We start from the raw sequence: 18,620 nt of genomic DNA, 5'->3' as shown, positions 1-18,620 counted from the left end.
ATATCGCGAGAATCTTATTTAAGCATCTGCTCAAACGGACTGTGTCGGCGCACTAAGTTCGGCGCAGTAAGCCTTCGCTTAAGCTTGCAGATTCTTTAAGAAATCGACGATTTGGTCGAATGGCACATCTTGCTTTTCACCGGTGCGGCGGTTTTTGTATTCAAATACGCCAGCGTCGATATTGCGATCGCCGATCACCACAGTGTGTGGAATACCAATCAGTTCCATATCCGCGAACATGACGCCTGGGCGCTCTTTACGGTCATCCAATAGCACATCGATACCCGCAGCATTCAAGTCTTTGTATAACTGCTCGGCGATATCGGTCACGCGGTGTGATTTGTGCATATTCATTGGCAGAATGCCTACACTGAATGGGGCAATGGCTTCTGGCCATACAATGCCGCGATCATCGAAGTTTTGCTCAATGGCTGCCGCCACGATACGGCTCACGCCCACACCGTAACAACCCATCAGCAGCACTTGTGATTTACCGTTCTCATCGAGAACAGTCGCATTCATCGATTTAGAATAGTTAGTACCGAGTTGGAAGATATGACCCACTTCGATACCACGCGCCATCGCGTAAGTGCCTAAACCATCGGGTGTTGGCTCGCCTTCAACCACGTTACGGATATCGGCTGCTTGTGCCAGTGGCAGATCGCGCTCCCAGTTGATGCCAAAGTAGTGTTTGTCATCTTGGTTAGCGCCAGCGGCGAAGTCGCTCATCACGCTAACACTGTGGTCGATGATGATAGGCATGTTCAGGCCGACAGGGCCTAATGAGCCAGGACCAGCGCCAATGGCGTCACGGATCAGGGCTTCTGGGGCAAATTCTAATGGTGATGCCACTAAATCTAACTTGTCAGCCTTGATTTCGTTCAGCTCGTGGTCGCCGCGTACAATCAGCGCTACCAGTGGGGCTTCTTCCGTCGCACCTTTCACAATCAAGGTTTTCACTGTTTTAGTGATATCTAAACCGAATTGCTCAACTAACTCTGCAATAGTTTTCGCATTTGGCGTATCGACTAAACGTAGTTCTTCAGTTGCCGCGCCACGCGCTTCGGTTGGCATTGGTGATTCGGCTTTCTCGATGTTAGCGGCATAGTCGCTGCCAGTAGAGTAGGCGATTAAGTCTTCACCGCTTTGCGCCAATACGTGGAACTCGTGTGACATGCTGCCACCGATAGAACCTGTGTCCGCTAAAACTGGGCGGAAGGCCAAGCCCATGCGCGACAGAATGTTGCTATAGGCTTGATACATGGCCTCATAGGTTTCATTCATGGTATCCACGTCCAGATGGAAAGAATACGCATCTTTCATCAGGAACTCGCGCGAACGCATTACGCCAAAGCGTGGGCGCACTTCGTCACGGAATTTGGTCTGGATTTGGTAAAGATTCAGCGGTAATTGCTTGTAAGAGCTGACTTCTTTACGGATTAAGTCGGTGATCACTTCTTCGTGGGTTGGCCCCAGAACGAAGTCACGGTTATGGCGGTCTTTAAAACGCAGCAGCTCAGGGCCAAATTTGTCCCAACGACCTGTTTCTACCCATAAATCAGCCGGTTGCACCATAGGCATAAGGATTTCAATCGCGCCCGCTTTGTTCATTTCTTCACGAACAATGGCTTCGACTTTACGCAATACACGCAGGCCCGTGGGCAGATAGCTGTATAGACCTGAAGCGTTACGGCGGATCATACCCGCACGTAGCATTAATTGATGGCTGATGACTTCTGCATTCGCAGGTGTTTCTTTTTGAGTAGAAAGTAGGTATTTGCTAACGCGCATTACCGATGTCCAAATTTGAGTTGAATGGGCGCCATTTTATCACCTGCTTCGATGATGTCACCTATGGATTGAAGTTAAATTCAATCAGCTGCAGACAAATGGCCGTTTTCATTTTACAAAGTATGCCGCGTCGCCACAGAGGGCGATGCATACAGATAAAGCTAAGTGGATTATTTATCCCGCCTATCGCCAATCACCCGGGCGGGGTTGCCCGCGACGATGGCCCATGCGGGAACATCTTTAGTGACAATACAGCCCATGCCAATCACGGCATGGTCGCCAATGGTGACACCATCGACTATCCCTGCCTGTGCGCCAATCCACACATCTTTACCTATCACTATGCCTTTAGAGTTTGAGGCTTGTTGATAAATGGGCGTATCGGGCGCCATGCCATGATTAAACGCATAAATAGTGACATGGTTAGCAATGCGGGTTTGGGAGCCAATCTGAATGCCCACTCGGCCGCCATCGAAGGAGCAGCCGTGATTGATGGCAACTTCATCACCGAGCGTGATAGGGCCGTGCAAAAAGCATTCAGCGGCAATCATGCAGCGATTACCGATTGTGATATTGCGATTGGGCTCGGCAAATAATTGTGCCTCGGGCGCAATAAAACAGTTTTCGCCAATGGTCACGGTTTCGAGGGCGCAAAGGTTAGCCTGCACTTCATCCTGCCAAGGTTTGGCCCAGACTAAGTGTTTTTCTTTGAGCGAGAAATACAGCCAGGGCATCCAAGACAGACGCTTTTTATGTTGGCTTTGATAATCAGGCAAGGCCGTTGTGATTGGCGTCTGCATTTAGCCACATTTCCCCGGTTTGAGTTCTAAAACCTGAATGTATTCCCGTTCATCCTCAGCGACAGCCATCCGCCAAAAGATATCTAAATCATACAAAGCCACTTGATATAACTTGGGGTCATCTTTGGCTTTTTTATAGGCGGGGCGAGGGTCTTGCCCCAGCACGCCGTGAATGAGTACGGCTAAATCGGTATAGGCGTCCTGTTTACTGTAGGCATCAATCTGGGTTGCGGCGAGCTCTGAAAACACCACGCTGATAAGTTTTGGCGCTTCTTGCGCGATACCGCCGACGGCACCTTCAATCGAATCCGAGAACGGAATATAGGGTTTGATATCGATAATGGGCGTGCCATCGACAAGATCCATGCCCGAAATCTCTAGGCACACTTTGCCTTTACGTTGCACCACCCCGTGGAGTTTGACCACGGATTGGCCTATGCCATTCGGGCGAAAGGTCGAGCGAGTCGCGAATACGCCGAGTTTTTCATTGCCGCCCAAACGGGGCGGGCGTACGGTCGTTTTCCACCCTTGGGCGAGATTTTCATGGAAACAAAACAATAACCAAAGGTGGGAATATTGCTCGATACCACGCACGGAATCGAGATGATTGACATGGGGCTCCAGCTCAACATAACCGCGCGCCTCCACCAAACCGGGCTGCCTTGGAATGCCAAATTTTTGTTTATAGGGAGTACGGCAAGTGGCGACAGCGGTAATCTGGTTGGTAAATGTCATGCAAAAAATACCTAAACGAAGGGCAACAACCCAAACTCAGGTGGTCTAGGTTGTTAAGTACATCAATATTGGCGTGCAGTATACACGCTTTGAACTAGTCGGCAGAGGCCATTTTTATGGCTTGGCCAACGCAGAGGGCACGGCTGACGCAGCCTTGGGCCGCTTCTTCCATCATCACGCATTGTTTGATGATGATACCATTGGCGCCTTTATCGGCCGCTGCGCGGCGGGCTTCGGTTCGGGCTTCACTTAAGGAAGCGGGCACCGCATTCACATCGGCTTGGCAAGATTCACCCTGTACCAAACCTTTTAATTCGTAATGGCCTTTAGGCAAACTATCGCCCTCAAACAGCGTGACATCTCCCGCCTTGAAGTAGTCATTAATCGCCTCGCCGTCCAAATTGCTGTTAAAACTGTAATCGCTGGCACAGGCGCTAAGCAGTAGCACTAATGCACTTGAGAGGATGATTTTCATGGTTTGACCTGAGATTAAGGGTAAATAAGCGCAGTCCAACGGACTGCGCGGTATCGAGCGATTTATCTGAGCAAATTCTAGCGCTTAAGATACTTTTGATAAAGCTGCTGGTGGCGATTATTCAGATCTATTTGCCGTCCTTCAATCCAGATCGCATCAATTTTGTTGCTCATGGGGTCGAGGATATCCCCGTCACTCAGCACAACACTGCCCTGATAACCGACGGCGATGGCCCCTAAATCGGCGATCCCCAGCAGTTTTGCTGCATCTAAGGTCACCGATTTTAATGCTTGCTCGGGCGTGACGCCGTAAGCGGCACTGTAGCCCGCGGCATAGGGAAGGTTACGACTGTTCCAATCAGATGAAAATCCAAGGGCATAGGGAATGCCTGCACTTGCTAGCAACGAAGGGATTTTAAAGGGTAAATCCACGGGTTCATCTTTACGTTTGGGCAGACTCAGGGTGTGCGGATAAATCACACTGGCGTTCACTTCCCTTAAGCTTGAAGCGAGTCGCCATGCATCATAGCCACCGACAATCACCAATTTAAATTGATATTTTTTAGTCAGGGCAATGACTTGCTCAATTTGGCTGACGTTGTCCGCATGGGCAAATAGCGTGGCCTTACCTTGGTACAGGGGCAACATGGCCTGCCAACGTAAATTGGTTGTCTTGGCCGAATCCTTTGCCTTATGGCTTAAAAAGTAGCGATAGCCATCCTCAAAGGCTGTGGTCAGTTTATCTATGGCCTGCTGATTTTTTTCAATGGCCTTAGCTTTTTCCTTTTCATCCTCTGGCATACGCTTGATTTGCGGCCAGTAAACATGGAATTGGCCTTCGCTTGGTTGCAGGGCGTCCTCAATCGTCCAAGCATCGAGGTCGACGACTACAGATTGGCCCGCGAGTCCGTCGCCACTGGGGACGATTTGTGCATGGGTGATGCCATTGTAGCGAATGGTTGGCAGCAGCTCTGAATCCGGGTTGTAAGCCGTTGCCGCGCTGATTTGCGGATTAAAATCACCGACTTCTGCATTATCGACTGTTGGGCGCACCATCTCGATTTCTACTAAACCAAGACTGGTATCGAGCGCGATAAGGCCGGGGTATAAGTGTTTGCCCGTGGCATCGATGACCTGCGCTTGGCCATCAGCGCCGTTGATGCTTAGCTGTGGCCCGATGGCGCTGATTTTACCTTGCTCAATCAACACATCGGTATTGGTTAATGTCCCTTGACTGACGGTATGCACTGTGGCGTTTTTAATCAACACGCTCTGGGTTTGCTTGACCGCAGGGACGAGATTATGTGCCTGGGCTGACAGCGTGATCGCCAGTGTCGACAGCAGCAAGCTAGTGGGTAAGTGCTTCATTATTTTGCTCCCTGATGATGTTGGCCCCAAGCCTGATAATGGGTATCGCAGTGCCATTGCGGTTCCTTAAGCGGAGTGACTTTCTCACCCGCCTTGGCGTTATCATCACTACTGAGAATTTTTTGGATAAGGGCGGCGCGCTCTGCGACGACCTGCTGCTGGGCAAGCTGGTCTTGGTCGCGATCGAAGTAGCGTTTGCCTTCGACCCAAGCCTGGGTCACCTTGGCGTAAATCGACAGCGGCTCGGCGTTCCAAAGCACGATATCGGCCATTTTGCCTGGGGTGAGTGAGCCAACATACTCATCGACTCTGAGCTGTTTCGCCGGGTTGATGGTCACCATATTCCAGGCATCTTCTTTAGACATATCGCAATACATCATTGACTTAGCCGCTTCTTGGTTAAGTCTGCGCTGCATTTCGTAGTCGTCAGAGTTGATGCTGGTAAGCACGCCCTGTTTTTGCATCAGGCAGGCGTTTTGTGGAATCGCATCATAGACTTCGAACTTATAGGCCCACCAATCGGCAAAGGTCGAGGCGCTTGCGCCATGGGCGGCAAGTTCACTGGCAACCTTGTAACCTTCGAGCACGTGGGTAAAGGTTTGCACCTTAAAGTGATAGGCTTCGGCTAATCGCAGGAACATTAAGATTTCTGACTGCACGTAGGAGTGAATATGCACATCGCGCTGCTGCTTTAACACTTCGGCGACCGCCTGTAGGCGATAGCTTGGGCGCGGCGCAATGGTTTTCTTCTTCTCACTGCTGCGTAAGTCATCATAGTCCTTCAGCGCTTTCTCATAGGCGATTGCGGCATCGAAGGTTTCTTCAAATAAAGCTTTTACGCCCATGCGAGTCTGCGGGAAGCGCTGAACAAATTTCTCGCCCCAGTTACTCTGTTTGACGTTTTCGCCAAGGGCGAATTTGATACTGGCAGGGGCATTGGCAAATTTAAGCTGCTCAGCACTCTCACCCCATTTCATCTTTATTAACTGGGATTGGCCACCAATTGGGTTAGCGCTGCCATGGAGTAATTGTGCGCTGGTGACACCGCCCGCGAGTGCACGGTAGATGGAGATATCTTCGGAATTGATCACATCGCCAATCCGCACCTCAGAGGTGACTGCATCTGTACCTTCATTGGTGCCACCATTGATAGCAATATGGGAATGCTCATCGACGATACCCGCAGTTAAGTGCTTACCCGTGGCATCGAGAACTTGATAACCCGAAGGTGTGCTGAGTTGCTGACCGATTTTTTCAATTCGGCCATTGGCCATTAACAGATCCGCATGTTCCAAAATGCCCTGTTTATCCGAGGTCCACAGGGTGGCATTTTTAATATGGAGTTTTTCGGCTTTTGGCGCCTCGCTCAAACCATAGGCAACGTTAGGGTAGGTGAGTTTACTCACTAAAGTCGCTGCAGCCTCGGTTTTGGGCGTATCGGTAGGCTTTGTATTTAGACTCGAAGCGATAGCAATACCCGCCACATTAATACTGCGACTTTGGGCGTCCACCATGCGGCCTTGAATACCATCTTTAGCGAGCCAGAGGGTAAAACGGCTGATGCCATGTATGCCCGCATCGCTTAAATCGGCGTTAAAGCTTACGCGGCCGTCGTCTTCAAGCTGAAGATTGGTGAGTGTAATGCTCTTCTCACCACTACTCAGTTGACCTTGGAAGGCGGTTTTGCCCGCTTTGCCCGTTTCTTCAAGGTTTAGATCTAAGGTGAGATTATTCAGCGTGAGCTGATAATCGCCCAAGAGTTTGGCCTGTGGGAGTGAGCGAATGGACTGCTCTTTGCCTTGCAGCCAGACACTGTAAATCTGGCCATCCTTAAAGATATTGCCCTTAGTAATCACAAAGTCGGCCATATAGCCGGGGGCAAGTTTACCGGCGAAGTCGGCCGTACCCGCCATCTCGGCGGCTTGAGTTGTCAGTGCAGCGAGGGCATTGTCCTCACTCAGTCCCTGGGCGATGGCTTGGCGCAGGCGAGGCCAAAACGCCTCGGTCTTAATGCCAAATTGGGTAAAAGCAAAAGGGATACCCGCACTGGCTACTGCAGCAGGGTTTGTGGGCGCGCGTTCCCAATGTCTGAGTTCTGCAAGGGAGACTTCGCGGTCGGCATCATCGGTGCCTACATCGGGTGCCTGCGGGTAATTAAGTGGAATAATTAAAGGGTAATTCAGGGCTTTTAATTCATTGATGCGCGCATATTCCTGACCACTTGCGACTAAGTTGGCGGGCTGCTGGTGTTCTTTGAGTAGATTAGCGGCGCGGAGCAAATCATTGAGATTTTTTGTCTCAAAGACGATTTGTTTCTCGGCTAAGTTATCTAAGCGTTCGAAGGCGATATTAAATTCAATTTGAGCATTTGCTGAACTATTAACTGATTTGTGTTTATTTTGGTTATACCAGTTAGCATCGGCAAAGGTTTGCCTGATAAGTGCGATACTGCCCATCAGAGAATTGGGATAGTCTTGTTCAGACGTCCCTTTATCGAAGGCCATAAAAGGTTGGCTGCGTGCACGATAAATCACCTCGTTGGCGGTTTTATCGGCTAATGAAAGGTTAACACCCGTACCGCGGAAAATACCGTCGAGTTTACTGCTTTGTACGCTGGTGAAGCCGTTATTGATCCAATCTCTTGCGCGTTCCTTATTTGGGTAAACGTAATTAAACCATTCTTTTTCAGCGTGAATTGCGCCATTTTCTGCATTACCGCCGATACGTTTAATATCATATACCGGACGAGTCAGCCCCAATTTGGGATATTCAAACTCGATACCATAATCGGTAAAGGGATCGATAAAACCGGGATAGATAGTATAACCACTGAGATCAACCTTTAATGCCGCTGCTGGGATATCCCCTTTTTCAATAATGGCTTTGATCCGATTATTTTCCACTAATAATGTGGCGTTTGTGAGTCGTTTCCCCGGCGCGAGGATTAATTCGGCATTGGTGAATGCCGTTAGCTTATTGACGGGGGGAATGGGATTGGCATCGGCTAAAATGTTATGGGATACCAAACTACTTATTATGCCGCAGCTTATTATTATCTTGTTGTTTATCAGCATTTTTCATTTACTTAGGTGGAGGGTGAATAAAGAGTAACCTAAAGTAGATGTAATTACTAAAGCCGAATTGTAACGCAATTTTAGCATTGGCTTGAATGCAAAAGGGGGATTCTGCTGGGCATAAAAAAGCTCGCAGGGCGCGAGCTTTTTTATGTTACTCAGTGTTAATAGCGCATCGCTATTACACACACGATATTGGATTAGATTAAGAAATCATCCATAGAACGGCCCTTATTGACTTCGTTCTTAAATACCGTTGGCATACGACCTTGACCTGTCCACTGGATCACTTCGCCGTTAACTTCGATTTGGTATTTTGCTGGACGAGGAGCGCGTTTTTTGCTTGCAGCTTTAACCGTAACACCGCCTAAATCGTCGATTGATAAACCAACGGCTTCCATTTGTTGACGGATTTCTTCTATCTTCGCATTACGAGCAGCGATAGCTTGCTGTTCTTCTTCAGCCATAGATTCACGCTCAGTGAGAATCTTATCGAGTTTTGCAGCTAAATCACGCAATTCTTCGAGGCTCAAATCTTTAACAGCAGCTTTAAAACGACGACCGTGAGTTAATATTTCTAAAAATTCGCTCATATCTATTTTCGTCCCACTCTATTTTTATTACAGGATAATGGTGAACAACAGCTAAATGATAGAAACTAATATTGCTCGAATCAAATAAAATTATGCAAAAAACAGAAATTAAATATTATTTAAATTTTGAACTTTTTATATGTGGCAAATAACTGTTCAAAAATGTGGCCAATACCACAGTCTTAAAAAATGCAAACAGGTGTTTGACTTTGGTTGACGTTAACGTTAACAGGACGTAAAGTGGCTTTATCCTGCATTGGTGATGACCAATGTTTTGTCCATGTACATGAAAGTGTAGGAAGGAAACCCTATGAAAGTATTGGTGCCTGTTAAGCGTGTAGTTGATGCCAATGTGAAGGTCAGGGTAAAAGCTGACAACACCAGCGTTGATACCGCAAACCTCAAAATGGCGTTGAACCCTTTTTGTGAAATTGCAGTAGAAGAAGCGGTTCGTTTAAAAGAAGCGGGCAGCGCTACTGAAGTTGTGGTCGTCAGTATCGGCAATAAAGCCGTTCAAGAACAATTACGCACCGCGTTAGCATTAGGTGCTGACCGTGCGATTCACATTGATACTGAAGAAGAGTTAACGCCTGTATCGATTGCTAAATTACTCAAAGCCGTACAAGAAAAAGAACAAGCGCAATTAGTGCTGTTTGGTAAGCAATCTATTGATGGCGATAATAACCAAACTGGTCAAATGTTTGCTGCCTTAACGGATATGCCACAAGCCACTTTTGCCTCTGAAATCAAAGTAGAAGGCAATTCAGTGCAAGTGACTCGTGAGATCGATGGCGGGATGCAAACCTTAAGCCTGCCGCTGCCAGCAGTGGTGACCGCCGATTTACGCTTAAACGAGCCTCGTTATGCTTCATTGCCTAACATCATGAAAGCCAAGCGTAAGCCATTAGATGTGCTCACTGTTGCGGATTTAGGTGTGACGTTAAAAGCCCATCAAACTGTGGTGAAGGTGACGCCACCTGCCGAGCGTAAAGCAGGCATTATGGTTGCGTCGGTAGCTGAGCTGGTTGAAAAGTTAAAAAATGAAGCGAAGGTGATCTAACATGGCCATTTTAGTATTAGCAGAACACGATAATGCGGCACTGAAACTGGATACCGCAAAGGTTGTCACCGCAGCGCGTGCAATTGGTGAAGATGTCCATGTATTGGTAGTGGGGCACCAATGTGGCGCCGTGACGCAAGCCGCGCAAGCCCTGCAAGGCGTCGCTCAAGTATTGGTCGCCGATAATAGTGCCTATGAAGCGCATTTAGCCGAAAACGTGGCTAAATTGCTGGTGGACTTAGCACCAAACTACAGCCATATCCTCGCAGCAGCATCGAGCGCTGGCAAAGATACGCTACCGCGTGTGGCGGCGCTTTTAGATGTAGCGCAAATTTCTGAAGTGATTGCAGTGGTGAGCGGCGATACCTTTGTTCGCCCAATTTACGCAGGTAACGCTTTAGCGACAGTACAAAGCCATGATGCGATTAAAGTGATGACAGTCCGTGCTAGTGCCTTCGATGCGGCGGCCCAGGGCAACAGTGCTGCCGTGACTACCCTAGACAAAGTGTTTGAAGCCAAAACTCAGTTTGTCTCTCAATCACTGACGGTTTCGGCGCGTCCAGAGTTAGGGAATGCGGGCATTATCGTTTCTGGTGGCCGTGGTATGGGCAGCGGTGAAAACTTCGATATGTTGGAACAACTGGCGGACAAACTCGGTGCCGCGGTTGGTGCATCACGTGCTGCGGTTGACGCAGGTTTTGTGCCTAACGATCTGCAAGTGGGTCAAACCGGTAAGATTGTGGCACCAAACCTCTACATCGCTGTAGGGATTTCGGGCGCGATTCAGCATTTAGCGGGGATGAAAGACGCGAAGGTGATTGTGGCAATCAACAAAGATCCTGAAGCGCCGATTTTCCAAGTGGCAGATTATGGTCTCGAAGCTGACCTGTTCGACGCCGTTCCAGAGTTGATTTCAACTCTAGGTTGATTTTATCCGTGATCTAAGTCAAAGTAAGCGGCTTTGCGGTGGCAACTGCTTAGCCGCTTATGTTTTTATGTGCCTCACGCCCGTGTATGGGCGTTCTTAGAAGTAGAGGCGCACCAAATATCAGTAGTGATCAGTAGGGTGATTCCGTTGATCGTTCACGAAAGGATTTGGTGCCGAAGTGGTTTGATTTATCACGATCAACTGCTGGGGTTGTGCCAAATAGGTATAACACTGCCATAGTATTTTCTGATACGGATATTAGAAATAGTTACTATGGAGCGCTACTGATAGGACAGGTGATCTTGGGTATCTATTGCCTTTTCCCACCAGTTCAGTCGCCCTCCATTCGTATTTTGACGAAGAAATAATCAATGACTGTAGTTAGTTATGCCGATTCGGCGCTTTCTCTGCTGCCGCCTGTGGTGGCAATTGTATTGGCGATTTTGACTCGCCGCGTTCTCCTTTCCCTCGGTTTGGGGATTGTGATTGGGGTGTTATTACTCAATCAGTTTTCACCTGCGGCCAGCGGTGAATTTCTATTTAACAGTGTAAAAGGACTTTTTTGGTCGGAAGATGGTGTAAATTCTTGGAATTTATACATCCTCGGCTTTTTAATTGTGCTAGGGATGATCACGGCATTAATTACCGTCAGTGGTAGTGCGCGGGCATTTGCCGATTGGGCACGTTTGCACATCCGCAATAAACGCGATGCCAAATTACTGACCATGTTTTTAGGCTGTGTAGTCTTTATCGATGATTATTTCAATAGCTTAGTCGTTGGTTCTGTCGCAAGGCCCGTCACCGACCGTTATTATATTTCCCGCGCTAAGTTAGCCTATTTATTAGATTCAACGGCGGCACCGGTTTGTGTTATTTCGCCGGTATCCAGTTGGGGCGCTTATATTATTGCGCTTATCGGCGGCATATTAACCGCCCATGGTTTTGCTGACTCTGGTCATTTGAGTGTGTTTATTCAAATGATCCCTATGAATTTCTACGCTATTTTCTCTTTATTATTATTACTTTGCGTTGCATTTATGGGCTTAGATATTGGCCCTATGCGTGAGCATGAATTAAATGCGCAGCGCGGTAATTTATATGATGAGAATAAAGGATTACCACCCGGGGCGAATGCCGATTTACCCGAAGCCGAAACCGGTAAAATCCTCGGTTTATTCTTACCTATTACCGTGCTGGTATTTGCGACCCTGTATTTTATGATCGACAGCGGTGCCCAGGTATTAGCGAAAGAAGGTATTGAATTTCATATTATTTCAGCTTTTGAAAAAACCGATGTTAGCTCATCACTATTCTTTGGTGCCCTGATTGGTTTAGCGGTTGCGCTGGTACTAAACCTAGTGCAAGGCGTTGAAAAGTCGATGGTCGTCAAAGGCGTGGTGCAGGGCGCTCGTTCTATGCTGCCTGCGATTTACATCCTGTTATTTGCATGGACCATTGCCGGCGTGATTGGCCAGCTTGAAACCGGTAAGTTTATGGCAAGCCTCGCCACAGGCAACATTCCCTTTGCCTTCTTACCTGCGTTGATGTTTGTGTTAGCGGGTCTAACGGCGTTTTCTACCGGCACCAGTTGGGGCACGTTCGGTATTATGCTACCGATTGCCGCGGATATGGCGATGGGCAGCCATACAGCCATGATGTTACCTATGCTGGCTTCGGTTTTGGCGGGCGCGGTATTTGGTGATCACTGCTCACCGATTTCGGATACTACGATTTTGTCGTCAACTGGCGCGAGCTGTCACCATATCGACCACGTTGTGACTCAGTTGCCTTACGCTGTGATTGTGGCGCTGATCAGTATGGTGGGTTATGTGGTGCTTGGCTTTACAGAATCGGTGAATGCGGGACTGCTGACCTGTGGCGTGCTGTTTGTCTTAAGCATTGTGTGGTTACGACTCAAATCCCAAAGCAACGCGAAATAAGCCTGACTTCAGCAAAGCGGTTTATTCGCGAGTCTTCATTGTGAATTTACTGAACACTCAAAACAAATCAGCCAGCATTATGCTGGCTGATTTTTTTATCTATCATACATCCCAAATTACAGGGCGGTGTTGAGTCCACGGCGGTTCAATAACCCTTCGGTGGTAGGCTCTTGACCACGGAAGTTTTTGTAAGCTTCCATTGGTGCAATGCTGTTGCCCACTTCGCGAATCGTCTTGCGGTATTTCATGCCGATTTCACGGTTTAAGCCACCTTGAGTTTGCACGTAAGCGTAGGCATCCGCCGCTAAAATCTCACTCCACATGTAAGCGTAGTAACTTGCTGAGTAACCACCCGGGAAGGCGTGGGCAAAGTAAGTTGACTTATAACGTGGTGGCACGGCAGTGATATTTAAGCCGTGTTTTTTCAGCGCATTGGCTTCGAATGTCGCCACATCTTGCAGTGGGGCATCTGGGCTTAATGAGTGCCATTCCATGTCGACGAGCGCCGCAGCCATATACTCTAAGGTATCGAAGCCTTGGTTAAAGCTGCCGGATTTGAGCAGTTTTTGCAGCAAATCATCGGGAATTGGCTTACCTGTTTCGTAGTGTTTGGCGTAGTTGGCTAACACTTTAGGGTGCGCTGCCCAGTCTTCTTCGAAGGTTGATGGGAATTCCACAAAGTCACGGGAGACAGAAGTACCCGCCAAGCTTGGGTAAGTCACCTTAGAGAACATACCGTGGGTACCATGGCCCATTTCGTGGAACATAGTGGTGACTTCGTTGTAGCTGACGAAGGTCGGTTGTCCCTCTGGCGCCTTTTTAATGTTCATCACGTTGACCACGACAGGCTTAGTGCCTTCGAGGAAGGATTGACCCACGAACGAGCTCATCCATGCGCCGCCGCGTTTGCCTTCACGGGCAAAGTAGTCGGCGTAGAAAATCGCCATGCTTGAACCATCGGCATCAAACATTTCGTAGGCTTTCACATCCGGGTGGTACACGGGTAAATCTGGGCGCGGCTTTAAGGTGACGCCATAGAGTTCTTTGAGGGTGTAGAACACGCCGTCTTCGAGTACGCGGTTAAATTCGAAATAAGGGCGAATGCTATTGGCATCGAGGGCGTATTTCTCTTGGCGAACCTTCTCTGCGTAGAATTCCCAGTCCCATGGCGCGAGTTCAAACTTGCCGCCAGTCTTGTCGATCATCGCTTGGATATCGGCCGCTTCTTTTTCGGTATTGGCGACGACGGCTGGCACCATTGAACCAAACATGCTGTATACCGCTTCAGGCGTTTTCGCCATTTGTGGTGCGAGGCGATAGCTAGCCCAGTTTTCATAACCTAATAGAGCGGCACGCTCGGCACGTAATTGCGCAAGGCGAGACACTAAAGAGGCCGTTTCGTTTTCACCCGTTAAGCCACGGTTTGCCGAGGCTTCCCAAATGCGTTGGCGCAGTTCACGGTTCTCTAAAGAGGCGAGCACCGGCTGGCGGGTGGTGTTGGTGATGTTGATTAGGTACTTACCTTCGTGGCCTGCGGCCTTGGCATCGTTTGCTGCCGAGGTGATTTCGCTGTCAGTCAGGCCGGCCAGTTGTTCTTTGTTATCGACAACGATGGCAATTTCTTTGGTTAAGCGCAGTAAACGTTGTGAGAACTCGTTGGTGAGCGTCGATTGCTCTTCGTTCAGCGCACGGATCTTCACTTTTTGCTCATCGGTCAGCTTAGCACCGGCCATGATAAAGCGCTGGTGATACACCTCAACCAAACGTACCGCTTCAGGCGTTAAGCCTAAGTTATTGCGGTCGTTATGAATGGTTTCAATACGGGCGAATAGTGCTGGATTGAGGTTGATGTTATCCGAGTGCGCTGCCATTTTCGGGGCCATCTCACCTTGGATTTTACGCAGGGCTGGATTGCTGTTTGACCCCGCGAGGTTGTAAAACACGCTCGATGCACGGGTCAGCAGGGCTCCGCTTTTTTCCATGGCGACAATCGTGTTGTCGAAGGTCGGAGCGGCAGGATTGTTGGCAATGGCCAAAATCTCTTGATAATGCTCTTTAATGCCTTGCTCTAATGCGGGCTGAAAATGCTCGTCTTTAATAACACTGAAATCAGGCGCTTGGTATTGCAGCGTGCTGGCTTGGAACAGAGGATTTTGGGCTTGAACTGCGGTCACATTCGTCGCTTTAGTATCTTGAGTGCTGCAGCCTGCGAGTGCGCCAGTCATCAAAGTGGCGCCAATGGCGATGGCAATAAAACTTTTACGCATAGTTGAGTGATTTCCTTAGAATTGTAGTTTTTTGTGACTCTAGCGTTACTAACTTAAATAGGACTGAAAACCTATGGGGTGAAGTTGTAAGTAAAAGTAAACAAAAAAGCGCCCTACAACCGTAGGGCGCTTGAACTATTTTCTTGCAGGGAAAATAGCGGGACGACTAGTTATTTACGGGTAAAGTTATGGTACTTGTCGATACCAGAGCTGCTACCTGTGTTGTGGCACACGGCACAAGATTCACCCGTAGGTTGCTTGAACCAATCGCCAGTGGCTGGCACGCTGATCTCGCCACCGTTGCTCACCATGTGGGCTTTGACTGCATCGCCAGTATGGCAGGCATAACAGTTAGCAGTAACAGGGCTGGTCATCTTGTTGCCGGGTTCAAGAATGTATTGATTTGGCACTTTGTTTAAATCAATAGCGGTTTCGTGACAGGCAACACAGCTAGTGACTGGGTTGATAGCGCCTGCGCCGTTCGCAGTCTTGGCTTGGGTGCCGTCGGCCTTCATCTCACCAACATTTGCACCATTACCCCAGTGCCAGCTGTGGATCATAGGACCAAAACCTGCACCCAGTGTGGCCGAAGTCCGCGCCATGCCGTTATCGTGGCAGGCAATACAGCCGTTACCGCCTTGGTCGAAAGCACCGTTTTTGTGGAAAGCGGTGGCATCGTTGTGGCAAGTCGTACAGCTGTTATCGCTGATCACAGTGCGACGTTCAAAACCAGATACTTTCTCAGCACTTACTGGATTTACCGCATCTGAGTAGGCGGTGAAAGAAACACCCATTGAACCGTCATAACCCTTGGCTCTGAGGTTACCATTGCTTTGATAGCGTTGATTACCGTCGTATTCCATCCAGCCTGCGGTGCTGAAGGTGACCCGTGCAGAGTAAGCATAGTTAGCATTCACTGCGCTGATATCCGTCAGTAGGTGACAGATATTCTTAGTACCATCGGTGTTGTAACCATAGTAGTACTTAGTACGGTCACCTGGACGGCCTACTAAGGTGTTGTTGTCATAAGCATGCAGATAGGCACCAGCGTAGACAATCGGCTTCTTGGCATCAAATACCAGAGGATCTGAGTAGTTGAAGTTATCTTTAATGCTAAAGATGTTGCCGTCAGTGTCTTTCACTGTGATGGTGGTACACCAACCGGGTTCTGCTTTCGCTACGCTTGAGCCATCGGGCGCATAGTGGTCGGTTAAGGTGGAAATATCATCCACTTTTACGGGGGTTGAGAGTGTTACTTGGTACTTAGCACGGATAGCTTGACGCTCGGTAATGCCTTCTTTGCCTTCATGCATTGGGCGCACATCGGCACCGTTACTTGGCACAATCGCACCTGGTACGCCGCCAGTGTTGTGGCAGTCGATACAACCAGGGCCTGAAACGCTGATATTGGTTGGCGCTTCAACGTGGCAAGAAGTACAGTTCATCACGCTGAAATCTTTAGTGAATTTCTGGTGATTAATGTGGCCAATTTTAGACAGTGTATTGGTGGCGTAACCGCCGATAGAGAAGCCTTCGGCATTTTTTGCTGCAAAGCTAACTGAGCCGTGACAGACTAAACAGCCTTCAACAAAGGTAACTTCGCTGTCCATACCGGTTGCTACATAACTAGCGTGACGACGTGGGCTTGTTGAATAGTCTACGTGACAGGAATAGCAACTATCGGTCGTGGTTGAATGAGTTCCCTCTGGCTTGTTCACCACCAGCGGTGCTGAGCGAGCAATGCCAGTTTCAGCATTACCGCCGACTCTGAGCCATACAATACCTTCGGTACCAGCGTTAACACCTTTCATTGGGGCTTTAAAGCTATAGTGACCATCGCCTAATGAAGTGAGCAAAGCGCCCTCAGTTGCTTGAGTTGCAGCGCCACCGATATTGACGTTATCTTTGACAGGATTGCCACTTGCGTCGGTTTTGTCGGCTTCATTTCTATTATTGATAAAGCCTTTATCGGTTAATGCTGCAACTTTGGCTTCAGCATTTTTCAGTCCATTGATTAAGTTGCCATTTTCGTCAGTGATCTTAAATTCATAGGTGATATTGCCTTCACCAAAGCTATAGTTCAGTACTTTTACATTGGTGACTGTTGAACTCGTGACTGGTGGTGGAACCCAAGGTTCACCCGGTGTTCCCGGTGTGCCAGGTGTCCCCGGAGTGCCTGGCGCGCCATCTACACCATCTTTACCATCACTGCCGCAACCTACGAGAGCACCGGTAAGTGCTAAGGCGACAACGTATGCCAGTTTTTTTAGAGGTGAATATTCTCATCATAATCTCCATTAATCCAATACGCATTTAAAGGCACGGATTGCAGCACTAACGTTTGCAGGGGAGATTAGTGCTTTGAACCGCTGATTTCATTTGCAAGCATCGAATACTTTTATTTTTTAAATTGAGTACTTTTGGTCTCGGATGAAATATTACTGTTATTGATATGTTTGTTTTTTGAACCAAACCGCATTTAGGACTATAACTTTGGAGGTAGATCGCATTTCTAAACTTTTGTTAATGTGATTTTTCTTAATTAAAACAATATTTAAGGTTAAATTAAGGTTGTTGTAACAATTGCGCTTTTATGGCTTTATCTGTTTCCATATGTTGAGCGTTGAACAGAAATACGAACAATGATTTTCAAAGTTGATTGACCATGAAATCACTAAAATATCCATTCTAGATATTTAGATTGAGATTTCAGTATAAAAGCTGAGAAAGGCCTAGTGTGCTAGGGTCAAGCGCAATGCTAAACTAAGCGGCATAAACTCTGGTGACAGAGATATGATCAATCAGTTTGAAAAAGGGATTCATTTTGGCGCAATTGTACTTTTACTATTCAGCAATGAATGCGGGTAAATCTACCTCTTTATTACAATCTTCCTATAACTACCGTGAGCGCGGTATGAATACGTTAGTGATGACGGCTTCTATCGATGATCGATACGGTAAGGGCAAAGTAGCTTCGCGGATTGGTATTGAGACCGAGGCGCAGGTTTTTAGCCGTGATGACAACTTGATTGAAATGATTACCGCTGCCCATCAAGTGAATCATTTGAGTTGTGTGTTGGTAGACGAATGCCAGTTTTTAACTAAAGAACAAGTCAAACAACTTACATATATTGTTGATAATATAGATATCCCTGTATTGTGCTATGGGTTGAGGACTGACTTTCAAGGTGAGCTTTTTAGTGGTAGCCATTATTTATTAGCTTGGGCAGATAAATTAATTGAGCTAAAAACCATTTGTCACTGTGGTCGCAAAGCGAATATGGTGGTGCGGCTAGATGGTGAAGGAAAAGTCATGCGCGAAGGTGAGCAGGTCGCAATTGGCGGTAATGAAAGTTACGAATCGGTATGCCGTAAACATTTTCGTGAGTTTATTTGGGATTAACCTAAGCTCGGTTAGCACTTAACCAAAATATAAGAATTTTTGTGCTAACCACTTTGAGGCTTGCTGCCAAGTCATTAAAATATGGTGAGATATAACACATATAATCCATCATCCAAGAGCAGTTAGATCTTGTTCGAGCAAGGTAATAAGAATGTATCGCGGCGATACACTCAGATAAGCATAAGTG

Annotated in this window: 12 protein-coding genes, 1 pseudogene and 1 riboswitch; of the genes and pseudogenes, 4 read left to right on the top strand and 9 right to left on the bottom strand. The window is 47.9% G+C overall.

Annotation, left to right across the window (positions count from 1 at the left end; genetic code table 11):
* Positions 1-78 precede the first annotated feature (78 nt).
* The 7 genes from ACUZ8J_RS14180 to ACUZ8J_RS14150 form a co-directional block, all read right to left on the bottom strand.
* Positions 79-1,791, bottom strand: a complete 1,713-nt coding sequence (locus tag ACUZ8J_RS14180) for a proline--tRNA ligase (RefSeq protein WP_446694181.1) — start codon at positions 1,789-1,791, stop codon at positions 79-81.
* A 170-nt stretch (positions 1,792-1,961) separates the two neighbouring features.
* Positions 1,962-2,591, bottom strand: a complete 630-nt coding sequence (locus ACUZ8J_RS14175; RefSeq protein ID WP_446694180.1) for an acyltransferase — start codon at positions 2,589-2,591, stop codon at positions 1,962-1,964.
* A complete protein-coding gene (gene tsaA, locus ACUZ8J_RS14170; protein WP_446694179.1) occupies positions 2,592-3,326 on the bottom strand; it encodes a tRNA (N6-threonylcarbamoyladenosine(37)-N6)-methyltransferase TrmO in 735 nt (244 codons plus the stop codon).
* Positions 3,327-3,420: 94 nt separating this feature from the next.
* Positions 3,421-3,801 carry an Rcs stress response system protein RcsF gene (gene rcsF, locus ACUZ8J_RS14165; protein ID WP_011622132.1) on the bottom strand — a complete coding sequence of 127 codons (381 nt, stop codon included), beginning with the start codon at positions 3,799-3,801 and terminating at the stop codon, positions 3,421-3,423.
* Between the two features lie 77 nt (positions 3,802-3,878).
* Complete coding sequence (locus ACUZ8J_RS14160) at positions 3,879-5,168, bottom strand: amidohydrolase (RefSeq protein ID WP_446694178.1); 1,290 nt, start codon at positions 5,166-5,168, stop codon at positions 3,879-3,881.
* Positions 5,168-8,242, bottom strand: a complete 3,075-nt coding sequence (locus ACUZ8J_RS14155) for an amidohydrolase family protein (protein ID WP_446694177.1) — start codon at positions 8,240-8,242, stop codon at positions 5,168-5,170. Before ACUZ8J_RS14155 ends, ACUZ8J_RS14160 begins: the two co-directional genes overlap by 1 nt.
* Before the next feature lie 200 nt (positions 8,243-8,442).
* A complete protein-coding gene (locus ACUZ8J_RS14150; RefSeq protein WP_446694176.1) occupies positions 8,443-8,835 on the bottom strand; it encodes an H-NS histone family protein in 393 nt (130 codons plus the stop codon).
* Between the two features lie 310 nt (positions 8,836-9,145).
* Here ACUZ8J_RS14150 and ACUZ8J_RS14145 point away from each other — a divergent pair, with 310 nt between their 5' ends.
* The 3 genes from ACUZ8J_RS14145 (at position 9,146) to ACUZ8J_RS14135 (ending at position 12,763) form a co-directional block, all read left to right on the top strand.
* Positions 9,146-9,895 carry an electron transfer flavoprotein subunit beta/FixA family protein gene (locus tag ACUZ8J_RS14145; protein ID WP_446694175.1) on the top strand — a complete coding sequence of 250 codons (750 nt, stop codon included), beginning with the start codon at positions 9,146-9,148 and terminating at the stop codon, positions 9,893-9,895.
* Between the two features lies 1 nt (position 9,896).
* On the top strand, positions 9,897-10,823 hold the full coding sequence (locus ACUZ8J_RS14140; RefSeq protein WP_446694174.1) for an electron transfer flavoprotein subunit alpha/FixB family protein: 927 nt from the start codon (positions 9,897-9,899) through the stop codon (positions 10,821-10,823).
* Positions 10,824-10,918: 95 nt separating this feature from the next.
* Positions 10,919-11,115, top strand: a riboswitch (Lysine riboswitch).
* Positions 11,116-11,194: 79 nt separating this feature from the next.
* Positions 11,195-12,763 (top strand): Na+/H+ antiporter NhaC family protein, encoded by a 1,569-nt coding sequence (locus tag ACUZ8J_RS14135; protein ID WP_446694173.1) that lies wholly within the window; start codon positions 11,195-11,197, stop codon positions 12,761-12,763.
* A gap of 116 nt (positions 12,764-12,879) precedes the next feature.
* On the opposite strand, the gene ACUZ8J_RS14130 is transcribed toward ACUZ8J_RS14135, so the two are convergent.
* Positions 12,880-15,030, bottom strand: coding sequence for a M3 family metallopeptidase (locus ACUZ8J_RS14130; protein WP_446694172.1), 2,151 nt, complete (start codon positions 15,028-15,030; stop codon positions 12,880-12,882).
* 170 nt (positions 15,031-15,200) lie between these two features.
* Positions 15,201-17,316 (bottom strand): annotated as a pseudogene (locus ACUZ8J_RS14125) (multiheme c-type cytochrome).
* A gap of 538 nt (positions 17,317-17,854) precedes the next feature.
* Between ACUZ8J_RS14125 and ACUZ8J_RS14120 the strand changes: the two are divergent.
* Positions 17,855-18,433 carry a thymidine kinase gene (locus ACUZ8J_RS14120; protein WP_037420539.1) on the top strand — a complete coding sequence of 193 codons (579 nt, stop codon included), beginning with the start codon at positions 17,855-17,857 and terminating at the stop codon, positions 18,431-18,433.
* Positions 18,434-18,620 lie beyond the last annotated feature (187 nt).

This window comes from Shewanella sp. Koi 1, assembly GCF_052907445.1.
This window is presented reverse-complemented; position numbering and strand designations above follow the sequence as displayed.